Origin of the sequence: Paenibacillus sp. FSL L8-0158, assembly GCF_038592965.1 — a bacterium.
In the GTDB taxonomy this organism is placed as follows: Bacteria; Bacillota; Bacilli; order Paenibacillales; family Paenibacillaceae; genus Paenibacillus; species Paenibacillus polymyxa_D.
The window spans coordinates 1,112,584-1,131,180 of the sequence record NZ_CP151949.1 but is presented as its reverse complement, the minus strand read 5'-3'; the positions used below and the strand labels follow the sequence as shown (position 1 = coordinate 1,131,180).

The 18,597-nt window shown below is 52.3% G+C and carries 15 protein-coding genes; all 15 read right to left on the bottom strand.

What is annotated here, in order from left to right; all coding sequences use genetic code 11:
* Nucleotides 1-41: 41 nt before the first annotated feature.
* Nucleotides 42-2,366: a beta-L-arabinofuranosidase domain-containing protein gene (locus NSQ68_RS05100; protein ID WP_342428182.1), complete on the bottom strand. Its 2,325-nt coding sequence runs from the start codon at nucleotides 2,364-2,366 to the stop codon at nucleotides 42-44.
* Between the two features lie 61 nt (nucleotides 2,367-2,427).
* Complete coding sequence (locus NSQ68_RS05095) at nucleotides 2,428-3,651, bottom strand: FAD-dependent oxidoreductase (protein ID WP_342428181.1); 1,224 nt, start codon at nucleotides 3,649-3,651, stop codon at nucleotides 2,428-2,430.
* On the bottom strand, nucleotides 3,648-3,983 hold the full coding sequence (locus NSQ68_RS05090) for a (2Fe-2S)-binding protein (protein ID WP_342428180.1): 336 nt from the start codon (nucleotides 3,981-3,983) through the stop codon (nucleotides 3,648-3,650). The genes NSQ68_RS05095 and NSQ68_RS05090 overlap by 4 nt, the downstream gene beginning before the upstream one ends.
* A complete protein-coding gene (locus NSQ68_RS05085; protein ID WP_342428179.1) occupies nucleotides 3,980-4,282 on the bottom strand; it encodes a (2Fe-2S)-binding protein in 303 nt (100 codons plus the stop codon). The genes NSQ68_RS05090 and NSQ68_RS05085 overlap by 4 nt, the downstream gene beginning before the upstream one ends.
* A gap of 4 nt (nucleotides 4,283-4,286) precedes the next feature.
* Complete coding sequence (locus NSQ68_RS05080) at nucleotides 4,287-5,723, bottom strand: aldehyde dehydrogenase family protein (protein WP_342428178.1); 1,437 nt, start codon at nucleotides 5,721-5,723, stop codon at nucleotides 4,287-4,289.
* A gap of 15 nt (nucleotides 5,724-5,738) precedes the next feature.
* Nucleotides 5,739-6,626 (bottom strand): dihydrodipicolinate synthase family protein, encoded by an 888-nt coding sequence (locus tag NSQ68_RS05075; RefSeq protein WP_342428177.1) that lies wholly within the window; start codon nucleotides 6,624-6,626, stop codon nucleotides 5,739-5,741.
* Between the two features lie 63 nt (nucleotides 6,627-6,689).
* The gene (locus tag NSQ68_RS05070) at nucleotides 6,690-7,691 is read right to left on the bottom strand and encodes a proline racemase family protein (RefSeq protein ID WP_342428176.1); all 1,002 of its coding nucleotides are present in this window, start codon (nucleotides 7,689-7,691) and stop codon (nucleotides 6,690-6,692) included.
* Nucleotides 7,688-8,896: an FAD-dependent oxidoreductase gene (locus tag NSQ68_RS05065; RefSeq protein WP_342428175.1), complete on the bottom strand. Its 1,209-nt coding sequence runs from the start codon at nucleotides 8,894-8,896 to the stop codon at nucleotides 7,688-7,690. Before NSQ68_RS05065 ends, NSQ68_RS05070 begins: the two co-directional genes overlap by 4 nt.
* A 47-nt stretch (nucleotides 8,897-8,943) precedes the next feature.
* A complete protein-coding gene (locus tag NSQ68_RS05060; protein WP_342428174.1) occupies nucleotides 8,944-10,467 on the bottom strand; it encodes an Ig domain-containing protein in 1,524 nt (507 codons plus the stop codon).
* Between the two features lie 70 nt (nucleotides 10,468-10,537).
* Nucleotides 10,538-11,593, bottom strand: a complete 1,056-nt coding sequence (locus NSQ68_RS05055; protein ID WP_342429073.1) for a Xaa-Pro peptidase family protein — start codon at nucleotides 11,591-11,593, stop codon at nucleotides 10,538-10,540.
* Nucleotides 11,594-11,812: 219 nt separating this feature from the next.
* Nucleotides 11,813-12,739 carry a carbohydrate ABC transporter permease gene (locus NSQ68_RS05050; RefSeq protein WP_342428173.1) on the bottom strand — a complete coding sequence of 309 codons (927 nt, stop codon included), beginning with the start codon at nucleotides 12,737-12,739 and terminating at the stop codon, nucleotides 11,813-11,815.
* Nucleotides 12,736-13,641, bottom strand: a complete 906-nt coding sequence (locus NSQ68_RS05045; RefSeq protein WP_342428172.1) for a sugar ABC transporter permease — start codon at nucleotides 13,639-13,641, stop codon at nucleotides 12,736-12,738. The genes NSQ68_RS05050 and NSQ68_RS05045 overlap by 4 nt, the downstream gene beginning before the upstream one ends.
* Before the next feature lie 33 nt (nucleotides 13,642-13,674).
* On the bottom strand, nucleotides 13,675-15,030 hold the full coding sequence (locus NSQ68_RS05040; protein WP_342428171.1) for a sugar ABC transporter substrate-binding protein: 1,356 nt from the start codon (nucleotides 15,028-15,030) through the stop codon (nucleotides 13,675-13,677).
* A 123-nt stretch (nucleotides 15,031-15,153) separates the two neighbouring features.
* Complete coding sequence (locus NSQ68_RS05035) at nucleotides 15,154-16,746, bottom strand: response regulator (RefSeq protein ID WP_342428170.1); 1,593 nt, start codon at nucleotides 16,744-16,746, stop codon at nucleotides 15,154-15,156.
* Between the two features lie 16 nt (nucleotides 16,747-16,762).
* Complete coding sequence (locus NSQ68_RS05030) at nucleotides 16,763-18,589, bottom strand: sensor histidine kinase (RefSeq protein ID WP_342428169.1); 1,827 nt, start codon at nucleotides 18,587-18,589, stop codon at nucleotides 16,763-16,765.
* Nucleotides 18,590-18,597 lie beyond the last annotated feature (8 nt).

The window sequence follows — 18,597 nt, the reverse complement described above, 5'->3', positions numbered from 1 at the left end:
AAAATCAAACGTTACTTTTTTCTCACGAAACATTCCAAAGATCATTCATGAATACCTGAACTTCCAGCTTGATAGAGTTGCTCATATACGTCCTTGTTGACCATCCTCAGCCCAAAACATCTGCGAATACGCTGTCCCGGCTTGGCCTTGAAAGTCACTGTCGCTTGGTCCTTACCCTCCAGATATGCAGCCGGAATAGCGGCATTCACGTTGTAAAATTTATCGGCTTCATCAAAACCTTCACTAAAATGCTCAAGCGGATGACCGTTAATCAAAATATCAAAACCACAGTTTGGCATTTCCAGCGTAGCCGTGTAGGTAATAACCAACAGCATCGGAGCAACCGGATTTGTCTTCAAATCGAAAGAAAACCAACCGTCAATTCCCGCATTCCGATAAGGTCGGTTATTCACATATCCGGTGCGAGTCGAGGCATCTCCCTGGAAGTTATGGTCCCGCTCCGGCTGCATTTCTCCGGGTTGGGCAAAATCAATCGTACACTGCTCCAGAATCGCCAGCTTTTCACGTGTCGCTGTGTATTCCTGTTCCGCCTCCTGCCACGCTTCCTTCGTAAAAATATCCCAGTATACGGAATACGTACGGTCATGCATTTTATACAGCGGAGACAATTCCACATCTCGAGGATGCCCAGCATTCAAGGTACGGAACGTATTGGTCTTGCCCTCCACGGGCTGTATCCAGGCATCCAGCTTTTCTGTTTGAGGGATGAATACCGGTGTGTACAGGAAATCCTTAGCTTTAGGATCTTCTAAGGGTCCCAGATCGCCTGCCAGCACCAGCGGTCCATACATGACAGCCGCCCGATCCGGGTTATCCGGCATCTGCTCCAGTCTCAGCGACATCGGAATCGTCACTTCTACAACATCACCGTCAATCCACGTTCTGGCGATAGAGACAAAGCTGCCCGGTTCCGATACAATCGATTGTTCCTTGCCATTTACACGAATGGTAATTCCATTTTCAGCCCAATATGGATAGCGGATGAGTAGCATAAATGAGGCAGGTTGATCGCATTGAATCTCCAGTGTCGTATGATCTGTATCTGGATAGGAAGTGTTTTGTTTTAGCGTAACGCCTCTGTCCTTCCATTCCAGCGTGGAGGCAATGAACTGATTGACATACAGCTTATCGTGATCCTGAAAATAAATACCGCTGCCGTAGCTCGCATGGTTTTCCATCCCTGTGCCGACACAGCACGTGAAATCATCAAATTTGCTTTCAAAATGCTTGTGCCCGCCCATCGCCAGCGACAGAAAATACGTTACGCCCCCGTGAACCGGGTCCTGCGAAGCCAAAATATGATTGAATAGACCTCGCTCATAAAAGTCCGCTTCCTTGGCGGAAACATTCCATTGAAACAGATGATTGGTCAGCTTGAGCATGTTATAGGTGTTGCACGTCTCCGTCGTATGAGGCCCGATGCGATCATTCAACCCATCCGGCGCTCCAAAATATTCTCCAAAGCTATTGCCGCCAATGACATACGAATGATGATCCACCACTCGCTCCCAAAAAAACTCCACCGTCTTCCGGCGCTTCGTGTCATTCGTGAGCTCATATTCCTTGGCAAGCCCGATCAGCTTCGGAATCTGTGTATTGGCGTGAATGCCCTGTAAACAATCCTCCTGCGAGCTAAGCGGGTCCAGCACCAGCTTGTGCCAGAAGCATTCAGCCAGCCGCAAGTAGCGCTCTTCCCCGGTATCCGCATACAAATCCGCCAATACCTCATTCATGCCTCCATATTCGCAAAACATCATCTGCTGCATCTGCTCATCGCTCATCGGCTGCAAAATTCCTTCGAGCCAGTCCGCTAGTTTGCGCTCTACACCTAATGCCTTATCACAGCCTGTCAAATGGTACGCATCCCGCAGGCCAGCGAATAGCTTGTGTAGTGTATACAAGGGGGCCCAGGCACCGTTCAGGTCAAAGCCCTTCGAGCGAATATTTCCAGCAGACACCTCTTCAAAAAGTTCCTTCCCCCCTGGAATACCGGACACATATCCGTCACCATGCGCCGCCTGGCAAACATCCAGTTCATCCGTAATGTAATGTGCAATTTCTTTAAAACGCTCATCGCCTGTTGAAGCGTACATCATGGAGCAAGCGGATAAATAATGTCCCAGTGTATGACCGGAAATAGTCATCGCTTCCCAGCCTTCATATTGGGGTGCTTTGGGCGTAAGCCCGGCATATTCCCGAAAACGCGCCAGCAGACGATCAGGCTCAAGCTCCAACAGATAAGATCGGTTCAGCTCCATCGCCTGTTTGAAGGGACCTTCAGCCAATACCACCTCGTTCAGTGCGAACGGCCTTGCCTTCATATGAGCCTTTGCTTTAAGAGTCATCTTCCATACCTCCTTTAAGGCGAATTTGGGGTAAAAAACGCATATCCAACATAACGAGCCGTTACGCGCCGCTGCCAGAGGTTTGCCCCCACTGCTGGTACAGCTGCGCTCTCGCCTCTGTAATGCCGGGATGAAACTGAATCAGCGCATGCTTACGTGCAAAATGGACCTCACGGATCGCCTCCTGCACCCGCTGTTCCCCGCCTGCTCCGCCGAGTCCAGCGGCATCGAGCATAGAAGCGGCGGCTAATCGCCCTTGAGCCATCGCGACCAGCCCGCTTTCGATGCCGGTAATATTGCCGGCAACGTACAGCCCTTTGAGCGAGGTTTCCATTCGCTCACCATGCAGTGGGACATGTCCGCCTAGCTCAGGGCTGTACACGAATTTGCATCCGGCTACCGCCGCCAGCTCAGCGAGCGGGTACAAGCCGCCGCTGAGCGCCACGAAGTCGGCGGGTTCGACGCGCTCGCTGCCAGGGATAGGCGAGCCGTCCGGTTTGACGTGGACCAGGGTCACGGATTCGACCCGGTCCTGCCCGTTGACGGACAGCACCGCCGTCCGCAAACGGATCGGGATATCCCACAGACGGAAGCCTCTGTGGGGATAGCAGCACGCGATGAGTTTCTCCATCCGCATCGCCGCTGCCAGCCTGCCGCCTGCACGCATCCAGGCGGCAGGAGCTAGCCCCGACAGCTGAAGCAGCAGCTTCGCGCAGGCTGTCGGATCTGCCGCCGCACCAGCCAGCGGATTAGCGCACGGCAGTGTAATTGCCGCCACCTTCACCCCGGCGACAGACAGCTCGCGGGCAATCGCCATCGACAATACGTTCATGCCTACGATGATGCCGCGTTCTCCCGGCTTGACGTAATGAACGTTGGTCATCACTTGTGCGGCCCCGATGGACATGACGCCCGGCAGTGTCCAGCCATCCAGCGGAACGGGAATTTCAGCAGCTCCAGTCGCCAGCAATACGTAATCCGCAGTGAACAAACCACAGGAAGTGGAAATTTCCCACGTGGTTGTATATTCCATACCATGTACGGAAACGCCGCAGCGAACGTCCACCCCAAGCTCCCCGCAACGGGTAATCAGCTCATCCGACACATGTTTTCCAACCCACCAGCCTTGACTGCCTTCCTCATGATATTGCCCAGGCATACGTCCACCCGGCTCTGTAAATTCATCCAGTACCGTGACTGGCAATCCTTGCTCAGCAACCGAAACTGCTGCGGACAATCCGGCGGGACCCGCACCAATGACGATGAGATGCGCCATTTCATTCATGTCACAATTCTCCCTGTGATTTCATTCGAAAGCTGCCGCCCGGTTTCCACCACCATACCTTCCTCCAGCTTGGTCAGGCAGGAACGGACGGTACCGAACGGCTGAACCGTCAGGCGGCATTCGTTACAATGCCCAATGGCGCAGTATACACCTCTGGCCGTACCGGATTCCTCATGCCTTCTCAGCAAACGAACGCCGCTGGCCAGCAATGCTGCTGCCAATGGCTCTCCAGCCAATCCCTGCATGGGACGACCATCAAAAAAGAAAGATACCTGCCGCCGTTCCGGCTTTGGTCCCAAAATAGGATGATTTACAATACGCGTGCGGCTCATAAAGAACCTCCCTCTGCCAGCTGCCCGAACGTTACGGGACGCACTGGTGGCCTTTGCGATAACAGCTCCGCCTCCCGGCGGGCAGCAGGAACCTGATTGTAAAACCATGACTCCACCAATTGTCGACATACCCTACCCTGACAGGCCCCCATCGTCACCCGCGTAGCCATTTTAAGCTGGCGCACCGTGTCCACGCCCATGCGGCAAGCCTGCTCCATCTGTGCGATACTCACTTCTTCACAGCGACATATGAGCAAATGACCTGATGTGCTCCCGATCGTCTCACTTCGTCCCGTCACCCGCTTACTCATAGCTGATCGCGCAGGTTTTAATCGCTGAATAAAAATCCAGCGCCGCCTGGCCCTGTTCCCGGGTATGTGAACTGGATTGCTTCAAACCGCCGAACGGAGCCTGGTATTCAACACCAGCCGTCTCCTGATTAACCCGAACCATACCGGCGTTCGCCTCATCCAGAAACCGATGAGCCAACCGCAAATCGCGGGTGAATAGAGAGGCGCTTAATCCATAAATAGAATCATTGCACAGTCGAATCGCATCCTCGAAGTCGTCCGCCTGCACGACCCCCATCACAGGTCCAAAAATCTCTTTCTGAATCAACGGATGGGACGAATTGAGTCCAGTCGCCACCAGTGGACGCACATAATACCCGTTCTCTGTCCCGGCGGCGGCTCCACCTTCGGCCAAAATCTCGGCTTCCCGGCGGGCCAGCGATATATAGGACATGACCTTCTCGTATTGACCTGCGGATGCCACAGGTCCAAGATACGCACCGGGGTCAAGCGCCGGAGCGATCTGTATTTGTTCCACCGCTTGGCGTAAGGCTTCCGTGAACGTATCATACACAGACTGTTCCACAATCACCCGACTGGTGGCCGTGCATTTTTGCCCGGCTGAACGGAAAGCTCCGCTAACAATCATCGCCACCGCCTGTGCTACATCCGCGTCTTTCAGCACAATGGCGGCATTTTTACCGCCCATCTCGGTCTGGTACTTCATGTTACGGCGCGCGCATCGCTCGGCAATGCCCAAACCTGTAGCGGTAGAACCCGTGAAACTGACTGCATCCAGTACCGGATGCTCCAGTAAGGCATCGCCAATACGGTTACCTTGCCCAATGACTAAGTTCAGTACGCCGGGCGGAAGCTGCACCGCCTCGAATAGCTCGGCGACCCGTACTGCAGTTAATGAAGCATGTTCGGCAGGCTTCCAGATGACCGTGTTTCCGCACAAGAGTGCAGGGGCGATTTTCCATAGCGGAATAGCTACCGGAAAATTCCACGGCGTAATGACTGCCGTTACCCCCAGCGGAATGCGCTTCGTGTATTGGAGCACTCCCGGCTCATTCGAAGGAATGACTGTACCGATGGAACGTACGCCCTCGGCCGCATAGTACCGGAGCAGATGGACACCTCGCATAACCTCTCCGCGCATCTCGGTAATCGGCTTGCCCATTTCACGGCTGGCCAGCTCAGCCAATTCAGGTAATGCTGCTTCTAGTAACCCGGCTGCTTTGAACAGATAAACTCCCCGAGCTGCGGGACTTAAAGCGGCCCATCCCGCCTGTGCCAGCTGTGCCGCATCCCCGGCCTGTGTAATATCGCTCGTTTCTGAAAAATGGACGACTCCCACTTCCTCCTTCAAGTCCGAAGGATTGTGAACCACCATTTCCTCGCCGGAAGGGCTCAGCCACTCACCACCGATCCAATTTCGGCTCTCCATCGTCTTCACCTCCATTCAGGATGATACTTCGCTCGGACGAACCGCCACCTCAAATGCTTCTCGAATGCGGTCATAATTCACCTGCGGCAGCGCAAGTCTAGGTGGACGTGTCGGACCGACCGGAAATCCAGCCAGCTCCATCATATATTTGATGGACTGCACCAATTGCGGGCTGGCATCATAGTGGAACAGTGGCAGCAGCCTGCGATACAACGCGGACGCTTCCGCCATATTTCCCGCCTGTGCAAGTCGGAACAGCTCTACCCCTTCCTTGGGCAGCGCATTAGGCACCCCCGAAATCCAGCCTGTCGCGCCGAACAATGCCCCCTCCATCGCCAAATTATCTACTCCGACCATGACCTCCAGCTCTGTCTGATCCAAAATGGCGTGAATACGCCGTACATCACCGGAAAATTCCTTGACTGCTACGATATTTTCAATTCGCGACAAGTCCGCAAGAATATCTGGAGTCAAGTCAACCTTGTAATCATGGGGGTTGTTGTACGCAATGATCGGCAAGCCTACCTCCGACAATGCTTCATAATGGGCCGTTACCTCGTGGGGCAGGGGATTGTAATTAATGGGCGGCAGTGCCATGACACCCGCAGCTCCGGCATCCTTCGCATGCTGAATCCAATGCACTGCCTGTTTGGTGGACGGAGCTGCCGAGCCGACAACAACCGGAACACGCCCTGCCGCAGCGTCAATTACGGTATGCACAACCTGCGACCGTTCCTCCGGGGACAAAGCCGCATATTCTCCTAGCGATCCCGTAGGAACCAGTCCGCTAATGCCGCTTGCAATCAGATGATCGCACAGCTCAGTCAGACGCTTATGGTCTACCTCCAGCTCTGCCGTAAATGGTGTAACCAAGGCCACATATACACCTTCAAAACGTGCCATATGCTTACCAACCCTTTCCCAACTTTATTTTCATATTCAGCATTCGGGAATGATGTAAAATGCTCACATCAGCAAAAAACCTTCTTTAAGCGGGTCCTCGGGGTCCAACACAAATTGATGATGTCCCGTCACCCAAGCCGAGCCTGTAATTTGTGGAATGACTGCCGGATAAGGACCGATCTGCGTTTCACCCACGATTTCAGCCCGAAACATGGAACCTGTGATGCTTTCATGTATAAATGCCTCATGTAAGCCCAGCTTTCCCTTGGCGTGCAGCACCGCTACCTTGGCCGAGGTTCCTGTGCCACAAGGAGAACGATCGATACCTCCCGGTGGGATGACGACGACATTGCGACAATCGGCCTGCGGAGCCACAGGCTCCCCGTAAAATTCAATATGCGTCAACCCTTGAATAACCGGATTTTCAGGATGTACTACCTCAACAACGGCATTCACTGCCTCGCGAATCTGCACCGCTGTTCGTACAATTTTTGCCCCATTGCTCTGCTCCAGTGCAAGACCGATGGAAGCCGCCTCTACCATGCCGTAAAAGTTGCCTCCATACGCAATATCTAGCATGACTTGCCCGATGCCCTCTACCTGAATCTCCACTTCACGGCGGTACACAAAAGAAGGGATGTTTGTGAACGTTACTTGTCGCACCTTGCCCGCATTCACATCCAGCCGCACTTGAACCGGGCCTGCCGGAGTGTCCAGCAATATCGATTTTTTATCCGCAGCAATCAGTCCGCCCTCCATCAGCGCCGTACATACTCCAATCGTATCGTGACCGCACATCGGTAAATAGCCGCCAGTCTCTATAAAGACCACACCCATATCTGCATCTGGATGACAAGGTTCTGTTAAAATGCAGCCTGACATCACCTCATGCCCTCGCGGCTCGAACATCAGCAGACGGCGAAAATCATCATGATGTGCTGCCATATAAGTCATTTTTTCCAGCATCGTACGACCTACCAGCTTAGGCGCACCGTGAATGACCGTCCGCGTCGGATTGCCTCCCGTATGGGTATCAATGGTAGTAATTCTGCCCGGTGTACTCATCCGGTTACCTCCCCGTGAACCTCGTGACTGGTAAAAGCCTCCCCAAATCGGTCATATCGCAGCGGCTCCACCGGAATACAAGTGGATTCACTGCGTACCATTTCGGTCACCAGCTTACCCGTAACCGCCGCAAGACTAATGCCATCCCCCTCATGACCCGAAGCAATATACAGCCCCGGTACTTCGTCCACTGCTGATACAATTGGCAAATGATCAGGTGTCCATGGACGCAAGCCGGTATACGCCCGCATCAATGGTACATGGGCTAAAGCAGGGAAAAAACGAATGGCTCTGCGGGCGATTAAGCGAATCACCTGCTGATCGACACGTGTGTCCATACCGACAAACTGACGGCTGCTGCCGATCAGAATGTTTTGAGATGCGGTTGGCTCGAATACCAACGCGACACCGTATTTTTCATAAAGCTCATCCACACACCGCTGACCGCCAAACTTGCTCATCAGATAGCCGAACTCCATTACCTTGCGGTTCCCAATGGAAGGCATTCGGGCAGACACCAGTATATGTCCTTTGCGCGGCATGATCGGAAGGTCCAAACCGAGTGAATGACCGATGCTGCGTGTCCACACACCTGCCGCCAATACCACTGCACCTGCATGGATAACGCCATTAGGCGTCTCCACCCCGCGGACGTTCCCCCTTTCGTCCTGAAGGATGGACTGTATCGGCATGCGCGGTAATAACTTGGCTCCCATTCGACGCGCGGCCTCGGCCAGTGCATACGTCATCAACACCGGATTCACAGTGGAATCTGTCGCGCACTCCAGTCCGCCCGGCAAATCTTTCGCTAAATGCGGCCATTCCTGTCGCAAATCCTGCTGATCCAGCATGCGAAACGGAAGTCCTTCCTGCTGCTGACGGGTTACCCACTGCTCAGCCGCTTGCATCTCCTGATCGTTTTCACAGACCAGAATACTGCCAGGCGCACGATACTCAAACTCATCCTCCAGTTCCCTAGCCAGCTCTGCCACCAGCTCCTGCGATACCAACGACATTCGACTGTCAAACCCGGGCTCTTTATCGATTGCCAATATATTGCCATCACAACGGGACGAAGTGCCTCCAGCAATCTCCCCTCGCTCAGCCAGCACGACCTTCATACCGGACTTAGCTGCATAATAAGCGATGGCTGTACCGATGATTCCGCCGCCTACAATGACCAGATCCGCGGCATCATGTTTCATTCGCTTTCCCTCCCTTCGACCGTTTTAATCTGCTTGTGAGGTATTCTTTACAGCTTGAGCGTAAAGCTTTGTGTCACAGGCTTTCTCAGCTCATCATAATCCCGCAGCTGTACGGTGAACGTATACGTCTTGTTGCCTGCTCCGCTGCCTACTGTTCCGCTAATCGTTCCTGTAAAGCGGTCCAGTGTGAACCCTGCGGGCAGTTGACCGCCTATCACCGTCCAATCGTAAAACGGAACCCCTCCCTTGGCCTCCAGCTTAGCCGTGTACGCTTTGCCTTTGACAGGTGCTGGCAATTCCTTCGTCATGATTTCTGGCGCGAGGAAAGGAGTCAGGTCCTTACGCAGCGGCCAGCCTGCTTTTTCTGCTACCAGCAGCGAAAGCTTCGTGTTCATCCAGCGCCGGGTCGGGAACAGATGGCGCCAGCCTCCATTTTGTCCACTCAATCTGTCGACCTCTGCAATATCCCCGGAGAGATGATAGCTGTCGTCCAGCGCGGCCGGTCTGTGCTGATAAGCCATAATATCAGGGTCATTGCCTGCCGCCTCCTTCAGCGCTTTGACACCCGGGAATGTGTCGCTGAACACAATCGCATGACCGAATTCATGCATGATCAGCCCATGCACATCCGTCACCTTGGACAGATCGGATTGATACCATTCTTCATCGTCCACCGATGTGAATGGAATCGCATCATCATAGAAATCCAGAATCAAACTATAGGAACGGTTCAGGTTCCCCGGGACGGTCACACCGTTACGCGTATGATAATTGCCGTTCGTGGCTGGAAAGCCTGTAGAATAGGGTCCGTTCAGCCCTCTCATAAACACCCACATGCCTTTATAGGGCTTATCATTTGTCACCTGTATTTCATTTTGCCAGTCGTCTCCTGGCAGATGGTTTACCTCCGCGTTGGCAGGAACCTCATCGAAAGGAGCCAGATCAAAGAAATAGAACCAGTCCTTTACCGCCAGCTCTGCGGCTTTTTTGGTAGCCGCATCATTGAAATAAGGCTTGATCGTATCGAATCTGTAGTCAAAATGGAGGGGGATTGTGGGCTCTTCATTATCGTCCTGATCCAACACGCGAATCGGAATGGACTGAGCGGTCGTGTGACCATCATTTCCAGCAACAGACATAGACAGCGTATAATTCTCTATTTCACCGTTTCCTCCAATCCGGTCAGGATGGACGGCTAGCCGAAAATCTTTTTCCTCCTGTGCATTGGCAAAAGTCAACGTTTTGCTTGCTCCTTGTGCCGACAACGTACTTGGCAGATCCATCATCAGCCGGGACGTGCCTCGCGCATTCAGCGTAACCGTCACCGGAAAAGCAGCATCCACTGGCGGCTTCACTTTTAGCTTTACATACGGGTTCGCCAGATATCCTTGCCAATCAACCAGTTCTATACCATAATCGTTCACCGTCCGGCTAAAAATGTCGACGACTTTTACACCCGATTTTGCCTCGGCATAAGCCTGTTGACCCGGAATAGCTGGTGTCAAAGCCACAATGAGAGAAGCCGTCAGCGCAGTCAGCCATATTTTGGCGTGTCTTTTATGCGTGTTCATTCGATCCCTCCATCTCGTTTTTTGGGGTGATTTTCAAACTATGGATAGTTACCTATAGCGCCACTGCGTTTTATAATAAAAGCAGTTCCTTGGGCGAAGAGGTCAGTACCTTGACACCGTCATCCGTGATCAGCACATCGTCCTCAATCCGAACCCCGCCGAAGCCTGGAATATAAATGCCTGGTTCCACGGTAAGGACATGACCTGGTACGAGCACTGACTTACTTTCGCGGGACAGCCGTACCTGCTCATGAATCTCGAGACCAAAACCGTGGCCCAGCCCGTGACCAAACTGCTCTCCATAGCCATAGGAGGCAATCACATTCCGCCCCAGACTGTCTCCCTCCCGACCGCTTAAGCCGGGGCGTAGTCCTGCAATCGTCTTCATATTTGCTTCCAGCACAATGGCATACAATTTCTCATGTCGTTCTGAGGGCTGGCCTACGAATACGGTACGCGTGATATCGGATAGATAGCCACGCACATTTGCGCCAAAATCCATTGTGACAAACTCGTTCTGACCAATTTCCTTGTCACTGGCCAGTCCGTGCGGCAATGCCGAGCGCTCACCCGAAGCGACAATGAACGCAAAACCGCCTGATTCCGCGCCTGCGAGCCGAAGCTGATATTCCAGTTCCGCCGCAATCCGCCGCTCTGTGACCCCAGGCTGAATATAATTCAGCACCTCCGTAAAGGCAGCATCGGTAATACGCGTTGCCTCACTTATGGTCCGAATCTCTTCTTCGTCTTTCACATCGCGCAGCCGTTCAATTACATCCTCCGTTTGCACGTACTCCAACGAGCCCAGCGCGGCTTGAAGCTGTCCCGACTGTTGAAGTGAGACATGCCTGCTCTCCAAACCCAGTCTGTGGACACCCAATTTACTTGTGAGATCGGCCAGAGTGTGGAAGATTTGCGCCTCATGCCGAATCACTGAATATTCCACTGCCTGATCTGTTGCCTGCATCATATAGCGGAAATCCGTCACTAAAAAAGCCTCTTCTTGCGTAACAAGCACAATTCCCGCAGAGCCTGTAAATCCGGTCATATATCTTCGATTGGGCCCATGTGTAATAAGCAGTGCATCTATCCCTAGAGCCGTGAATTTCGAGCGTAACCGGGCCAGTCTGCCAGGAACACCCTGTAACGGTTTTGTCTTCTGACTGTCTTCCACTTTCACTCGTACGCCTCCTTATTTCCCATCTCTTTTCAAGGCATATGCCTTAGAACACACTCTTCACTTGCTTTTGAACACATGTATGCTCTTCTCGCTGCCGCTTTCCCGTAAGTCCTGCGCCCACTCCTCCGTCTCTTTTTCAAGCACACCAGCGCGTCCTAACTTCCTTTAGCCTTTAATCCCTGTCAATGTGATGCCTTCAATAAAATAACGCTGCCCTATAAAAAATATCACGACGATCGGAGCCAAAATCGTGCTGGAAGCCGCCATCAGGTAAGGCCAGTTGGTATTGTTCAATCCCCGGAAAGTCGCTAGCCCCAGCGCGAGCGTAAAATGCTTTTCGTCACTTAAGTAAATAATCGGGCCCAAAAAATCGTTCCACACATCAATAAATGTAAATATTCCGATCACGATCAATGCAGGCGAAGATAAAGGAATAATGACACGCCAGAGTACAGTCAGAGGCGTACCTCCGTCCATATAAGCCGCTTCGTCTAGATCGCGCGGGATCGTCAGCATGAATTGTCGCATCAAGAAGATGTTAAACGCCCCTCCACCAAACCATGCAGGAACAATCAGTGGCAAAAATGTATTCAGCCCGCCCAGCTCACGCCACATCACGAAAGTGGGAATGAGCGTCACCGCGTAAGGCAACATCATCGACCCGATCAGCAGAGAAAAAATCAGATTACGTCCAGGCCAGCGCAGGCGGGCAAAGGTAAACGCCGACACAATTGAGGTCAACATCACTCCTGCCAGCACACATACCTCAATGATGAACGTATTCATAAAATACCTGCCGAACGGTACTGAAGTCAGCGCCTCCGGGTAATTGCTCCATTGAAAAGGGGAGGGTATCCACTCTGGCGGGAACACGAAAATTTGGGATGTCCCCATCAGAGAACTGCGAATGAGCCATGCAAATGGCAACAGCATTAACGCACTGCCTATAATTAAAACGATATACAGTACAACACGGCTGATTGGGAATGGTTTGGAACGGGTGGCGGTAGCAGGACTTCGGGAGCGTTCAGGCTGTGGAAGCGGATGTTGTGGTGTTTCTGAAGAATTGACAGAAGAAGTGACCTGATTCATGAACGTTCCCCTCCTTCATAGTGAACCCACTTTTTGGATGTGGAGAAAATCAGAACCGTTAAAACCATGATGACGAAAAATAAGATCCAGGCCAGCGCTGAGGCGTAGCCGATTTTAGTCTCCGTAAAGGCCGTACGCCACAAGTAGAACACATAGAACAGGGTTGAATTGTTAGGTCCCCCATTGGTCATAACATACGCCTGATTGAAGGCCTGAAAGGTGCTGATTAAAGACATGACCAGATTGAAGAAAATGGTTGGTGTCATCGAAGGAATGGTAATGTGAAAAAATTTATGCCACCTATTGCCGCCGTCTACCTCAGCTGCTTCATACAGATGGGTGGGAACCGACTGAAGTCCGGCCAAAAAGATAATGACCGTGTTCCCGATCCCCCAAGTGCTCATCATGATCAGCGAGGGTATTGCAGTGTTCTCGTCATAAATCCATTTGCTCCCCGGCAGTCCAACGCCCTCCAGCAGCGAATTTAACAGACCAAAATCCGGATTGAACATCCATAGCCACAGCATCGTATTGGCAATACTCGGTACAATGGTAGGTAAATAATAAATCGTGCGGAACACCGACAAACCCTTCACCTTTTGATTTAATAACAGCGCAATGATAAAAGCCGCCGCCAAGCCGAGAGGTACGCTGCCCAGTGCATAATAAGTGGTCACGAACATGGATTGGGAAAAGGTAGCATCCTCAGTCAAAATGGTTCGGTAATTGTCCAATCCGATAAAGGTCATCTGTCCACCAATCGTCCAATCGGTTAAGCTGAATACGAACGAGGCCGCGATTGGTCCAATTGTAAATATCATTAATCCGAGGATGGCAGGAAGCGCGAATAGCAGACCCCAGTTTCGCTCCATGCGCATCATTCCTGATTTTGATCGCTTCATGGGCTGTTCTCCTTTCGCAGCTGTCCCGCCGCATTATTCATCCGGGTATACCCCTTGAAGCAATGGCTGAATGATGGGCTCCAGTTCATCCAGCGCCTGCTGCGGCGTCTTCTTGTTCGTCCAGATCAGATCCAGCCCCGGAGTCAGCTTGGAACCGATATCAGGCCAGTTGCGAAGGGTCGAAGTTGACGGCTTGATTGCATAATCTCTGGCATACTCAATGCCGGCCTTTTGAAATTCCGGTGGATGTGCGGCATTATTTGTCCATGACTGGATGGCCTGCTCATCGGTATAATACTTTTCCTCGATAGGCATCCATAGACCGGACTTGAACAGACCCACCTTTTCGGGATTGTTATGATACAAATAAAATTCGAGTGCTTCCTTCGGGTGCTTGGTGCTCTGGAAAATGACCGTGGCTCCCGCAACAATCATCGTTTTGGGCTCTTTTAGCTTCGGCAGAACGCCGATACTCCATTGCAGCTGCTTGTTGTTCGAAAAATCGAGCAGGGACCATGTTCCATCCACCACCATGGCGACCTTTCTTGTCTGAAGCCGAATCGTATTGGACGGCATGTCCTGCTGCTGGATCAAATCAGGAGAAACATGCTCCTTGAACACCAGATCCTGCAGCTTCTGAAACACCTCCACCGACTCAGGACTGTTCAGGGTGTACTTCTTGCCTGTTTTGTCAGTCAAACCTCCGCCGTTGCTCGCTAAGAGCGGCCCCCAGGAGCTACGGTCATTGCCGAAGGCAAAGCCGTATTGCACAATATTTTTCGGATCAAATCCGCTGTCTCCCGGATGCTTGCCGTTCTGATCCTTGGTCAGCTTTTTGGCAATTTCCAGAAATTCATCCCATGTCCACGCTTTTTCAGGATCAGCCGGAGGGACGGGTACCCCTGCTTCTGTAAACAACTCCTTGTTGTAAAATAACTGCATCACTTCCAATGCAGTGTAATTGCCGATAGACTTGCCGGGTTCGCTGTAAAGATAGGAGGATTTGAGCTTGTTTTTTAATTCGGGATATTCATCATAATAAGAGGATAAATCCAGGAGTCTGCCTTCACTTGCCCATTTCATCGTGAGGGAATCGCCCAGGTAGGCGATATCAGGAAGCTGATTGGCAGCCATTAACGTGTTAATTTTCGTCGTGTAGTCACCAGGAACATGCTCGCCCTTCACCCGGATGTTCGGGTGGGATGCATTAAAGCTTTGAATCATTTTTTCCATCGCCTGTTTCTCGTCATTGCTTCCCCAGTACATGAACTTGAGTTCGACCGCATTGGGATTAGCCGGTTCGCCAGTGCTACCACTGCAAGCCGTCAGCCCTGTCAACATCACCGTCATCACGAGAGCCATCCATGTCCGTAACCTTCGTTTCAGCAAATCAACCGGCCCCTTCCTGAACTGGTTTCTCCTTACAAGCCTATTATGCGCCGAGAGTCCAGAGCCGACCACCCAACGACTCCAGACTCTCTTTGTTTTGGTATGATTTTTTTAACAGCGCGTTTACAAAAATGTTTTACGAAACTCTGTCGGGGTCAGTCCGGTATGCTTTTTAAAGGCAATGCTAAAATAGTTCGTATCTGTGAATCCCACAAGTTCCGCTACCTCCGCCACCTTACGATTCGGGTCCAGCAGCAGTTCTCGGGCTCGCTCAAAGCGAACACGCGTCTGGTAGTCGGCGAAGCTTTCACCTGTAACCTGCTTGAAACGGGCACTCAAATATTTTGGGCTCATATTCATGTACTCTGCCAGACGGTTCAGCCCGCCATCCTCCTGAAGGTGCTCCCGAATCCATTCCTTGGCTCGTTGAAATTTGCGTGGAATGCCCTTCTCGCGTGATTCTCGGACATGTCGACCCACCCGAACAAAATAGCGCGATACATAATCAACCATCTCGGGCCCATGTCGTAATCGGGACAGCTCCAACAACGGGTCCTGATCCTGCATGGACGTTTGTCCTACAGATTCATCACTCTGAACGATCCGCATGACGAACAACACGAGCTGAGTGACAATCATTTTCACCTGCTTGAATGGCAACCCTGCCAACTGTCCTGACCATTCCTGTAAAATTGCATGTACGGCAGCATCATTACCGGCTCGAATTTCCGTAATCATCAGCAGTTCCTTCTCCAGTAATTGACTGCTGTTCAGCTCGGCCGCCTGAATGCTCTCATAGGGGATGATCTGGCTATAGCCCACCCAACCCCGATGCTCCGCCGCTTGCACAGCTTCCTCATACGCTTCGGGAAGTTGCTCCATCCGTTGTACGGGACGGCTAATCCCGATGGACACGCCCTGGCTCAATTGTTCCTGCACGGTCTGCCGAATCTGCTGTGCCGTCCGCTCCGCCGCCCTGCAAGATGCCGTCGCCAGCAGCACAACACGCCGATCGCGGGAAACCGCTGTACTGTGCGCCTTCGCTCCGGTTGCTGCCGCAGCCTCCCCAGCCAGTCCGGCGAATACATGGCTGCTTTTATGCATGGAACCGTGTGACTTGCTAGTTGCGGTTGCTTCCTGCTGCGACGCCTCCTCCAGCTCGCAACACAGCACAGTATAAGGCGGCCCACTCGTCCCGCCGAAAAATCTCAGCCCGTCCATCTCCCGAATGACCTCGGCTGCAGGACGCCGTTGCTGGAGCAAATCCAGCAGTAGATGCTCCCTGTACAATGGCTCCAATGAACGATGGCGGTGAATCGCTTCCTCCTCGCTTCTTCGCCATTGCGCAATGCGATCCTCAGCCCGGCTCAATGCCGCTTCGAAATCCTCGCTGGTCACCGGCTTGAGCAAATAATCGACCGCTTGAAGCGAGACTGCCTGACGAATATACGTCATAGATTCGTACCCTGTCAGGAATAATAACGGGGTCTGCTGATCCTTTTCCCGAATGGTCTTTGCTACGTCCAGCCCACTCATATCCGGTAAATTAATATCCAGTAAAACCATGTCCGGTCGCTGCTCCGTATACAAACGTAATGCCGTTGCACCGTCCCCCGCCACATCACTGACTTCCACTGACAGGCCACTTTCCGCCACCATCAGCTTCAGTCCTTCCCGAATATGATATTCGTCGTCCACAATCAGCAGCCGGTACATGCCATCCTCCCCTTTCTTATTCGGTTCGAATGGGTGCCAGTAAGGTAACCGAGGTGTACTGACCCGGCTCGCTTGTCACGGACAGTCCATATTGCGGACCATAATGCCGAAGACGTTCATGCACATTGCGCAGCCCAAAGCCAATCGCACTCCCCCGTTCCGCATCCAGCGACTTCCGGATATCGTCCAGACGTTCGGCTCCAATACCGCCCCCATCATCACTGACCGTCAAACGCAGCATATTCCCTTCCCTTGTACCCGATAACATGATATAGCCACGGTCGGTGCGCCCTTTTAAGCCGTGGTAAATGGCATTTTCGACGAGTGGCTGGAGGATTAGTTTGGGTACATAAAATCCGCAAATATCCTCCTCGACCTCGCAAATCCACTCAAACGAATTCCTAAACCTGAACTGCTGCACCTTCACATAGGCGCTTACATGCTCGACTTCCTGTCCCAAACTGATTTGCTCTCGGCCATAACTTAGCGAAATGCGAAAACATTTACCGAAGGCACCGATTACCTCTGCCATATCCCGTTGCCCATTCGCCAATGCCATTCCCTTCAGTGACTCCAGCGTGTTGTACAAAAAATGCGGATTAATCTGCGCCTGAAGCGCGCGGAACTCAGCCTGCTTACGCGACAGCAACGCTTCGTAGACCTGATCGTACAGTTCATGATTTTTTTGCATCATATGAAGAAAACGCTCCCCGATCTGCCCTACCTCATCCTTAGGATTAAAAACAACGGAAGTAGGAGCTTCGAAAGCTTGGGCTGAGCCTGTAGCACTCACACTCCCATCGACCGCCATTAATCGGCTCAATTGAAGCAGGGGGCGACGAATCGTGTCACTCAGCCGATAAGACAGCATCCAGCCCAGCATCAGTGCAATCAAAAAAGTCCAGATGGTCCAGGCACCAATTTTCCGCGCATCCTCGAACAGCACAGACTGATCAACTTTTTGCAGCAGCGTCCATTGTCCTTCATTTAACGGGCCGTAAGAGATCATCGTCTGGCGGCCATTCCATGTTCTCCAGTCCTTCGTAAGCACAGGCCTATCCACAGCCGATTTGGCAATCTGCCGCAATAGCGCTTGATCCGCAACACCCTGCTCCGGCAAACGGTATACAGGCTCGCCCTCCTGATCCAGCACCCACATCTGGGTATTGCCATCTGTTTCATGAAAAGCAAGCCCCCGAAACAGACTGGCCTTGTCGATTTCCAGTAGCAAAAATCCGAGGGGTGCATAATCTCCAGTCGTTTTTCGAAGCAGTTTCCCCACATAGATGCGATCCCTCGCCATCCCGCGTCCTGATTCAAACGGCGAATGAGCCATCCACATCATGGGCCGCTCGGCCAGCAGGCGGCGATAGTACACACGTGCTTCCTCTAATGTAGGAAGGCCGCCAAAACGGACCGAAACATTCCCCTGATAGAGAGAATGCTTGAGCCCGCCATTGGCGGCATATATGAGAGAGGACGTGATATACGGCTTGGTCTGGGTTTGCGTACGGACAACCATACTGAGTGTTTCATCGTTCCGTAAATATTCATAATCATCTTCCGGCTTGGTCTCCAGCGTGGACTGCACATCAGGATTGCTGAGAATAGCATTGGTCAGATCATTCAAATCGGAGAGCGTCGCATTGACGTAATTTTCACTCATTTGCCGGGACTGCATAGCCAGCGCTTCCGACTTCTCACCAAGGGAATGGGCCGCGATCCGGTAAAAGGTAAAGGTCAGTACCACCATCGGGATGACGGTGAGTACTAGCGTCAGTACAATAAATTTCCCACGAATCGTAGGAATCCCGGCGAACTTTTGACGACCACGGCCTCCCATTCACCTGC

Coding starts and splice junctions, on each gene's coding strand:
- NSQ68_RS05080 (WP_342428178.1), bottom strand. CDS start 5,723: ATGGAGAGCCGAAATTGGATCGGTGGTGAGTGGCTGAGCCCTTCCGGC.
- NSQ68_RS05065 (WP_342428175.1), bottom strand. CDS start 8,896: ATGAAACATGATGCCGCGGATCTGGTCATTGTAGGCGGCGGAATCATC.
- NSQ68_RS05070 (WP_342428176.1), bottom strand. CDS start 7,691: ATGAGTACACCGGGCAGAATTACTACCATTGATACCCATACGGGAGGC.
- NSQ68_RS05100 (WP_342428182.1), bottom strand. CDS start 2,366: ATGACTCTTAAAGCAAAGGCTCATATGAAGGCAAGGCCGTTCGCACTG.
- NSQ68_RS05035 (WP_342428170.1), bottom strand. CDS start 16,746: ATGTACCGGCTGCTGATTGTGGACGACGAATATCATATTCGGGAAGGA.
- NSQ68_RS05095 (WP_342428181.1), bottom strand. CDS start 3,651: ATGAATGAAATGGCGCATCTCATCGTCATTGGTGCGGGTCCCGCCGGA.
- NSQ68_RS05060 (WP_342428174.1), bottom strand. CDS start 10,467: ATGAACACGCATAAAAGACACGCCAAAATATGGCTGACTGCGCTGACG.
- NSQ68_RS05090 (WP_342428180.1), bottom strand. CDS start 3,983: ATGAGCCGCACGCGTATTGTAAATCATCCTATTTTGGGACCAAAGCCG.
- NSQ68_RS05075 (WP_342428177.1), bottom strand. CDS start 6,626: ATGGCACGTTTTGAAGGTGTATATGTGGCCTTGGTTACACCATTTACG.
- NSQ68_RS05030 (WP_342428169.1), bottom strand. CDS start 18,589: ATGGGAGGCCGTGGTCGTCAAAAGTTCGCCGGGATTCCTACGATTCGT.
- NSQ68_RS05050 (WP_342428173.1), bottom strand. CDS start 12,739: ATGAATCAGGTCACTTCTTCTGTCAATTCTTCAGAAACACCACAACAT.
- NSQ68_RS05045 (WP_342428172.1), bottom strand. CDS start 13,641: ATGAAGCGATCAAAATCAGGAATGATGCGCATGGAGCGAAACTGGGGT.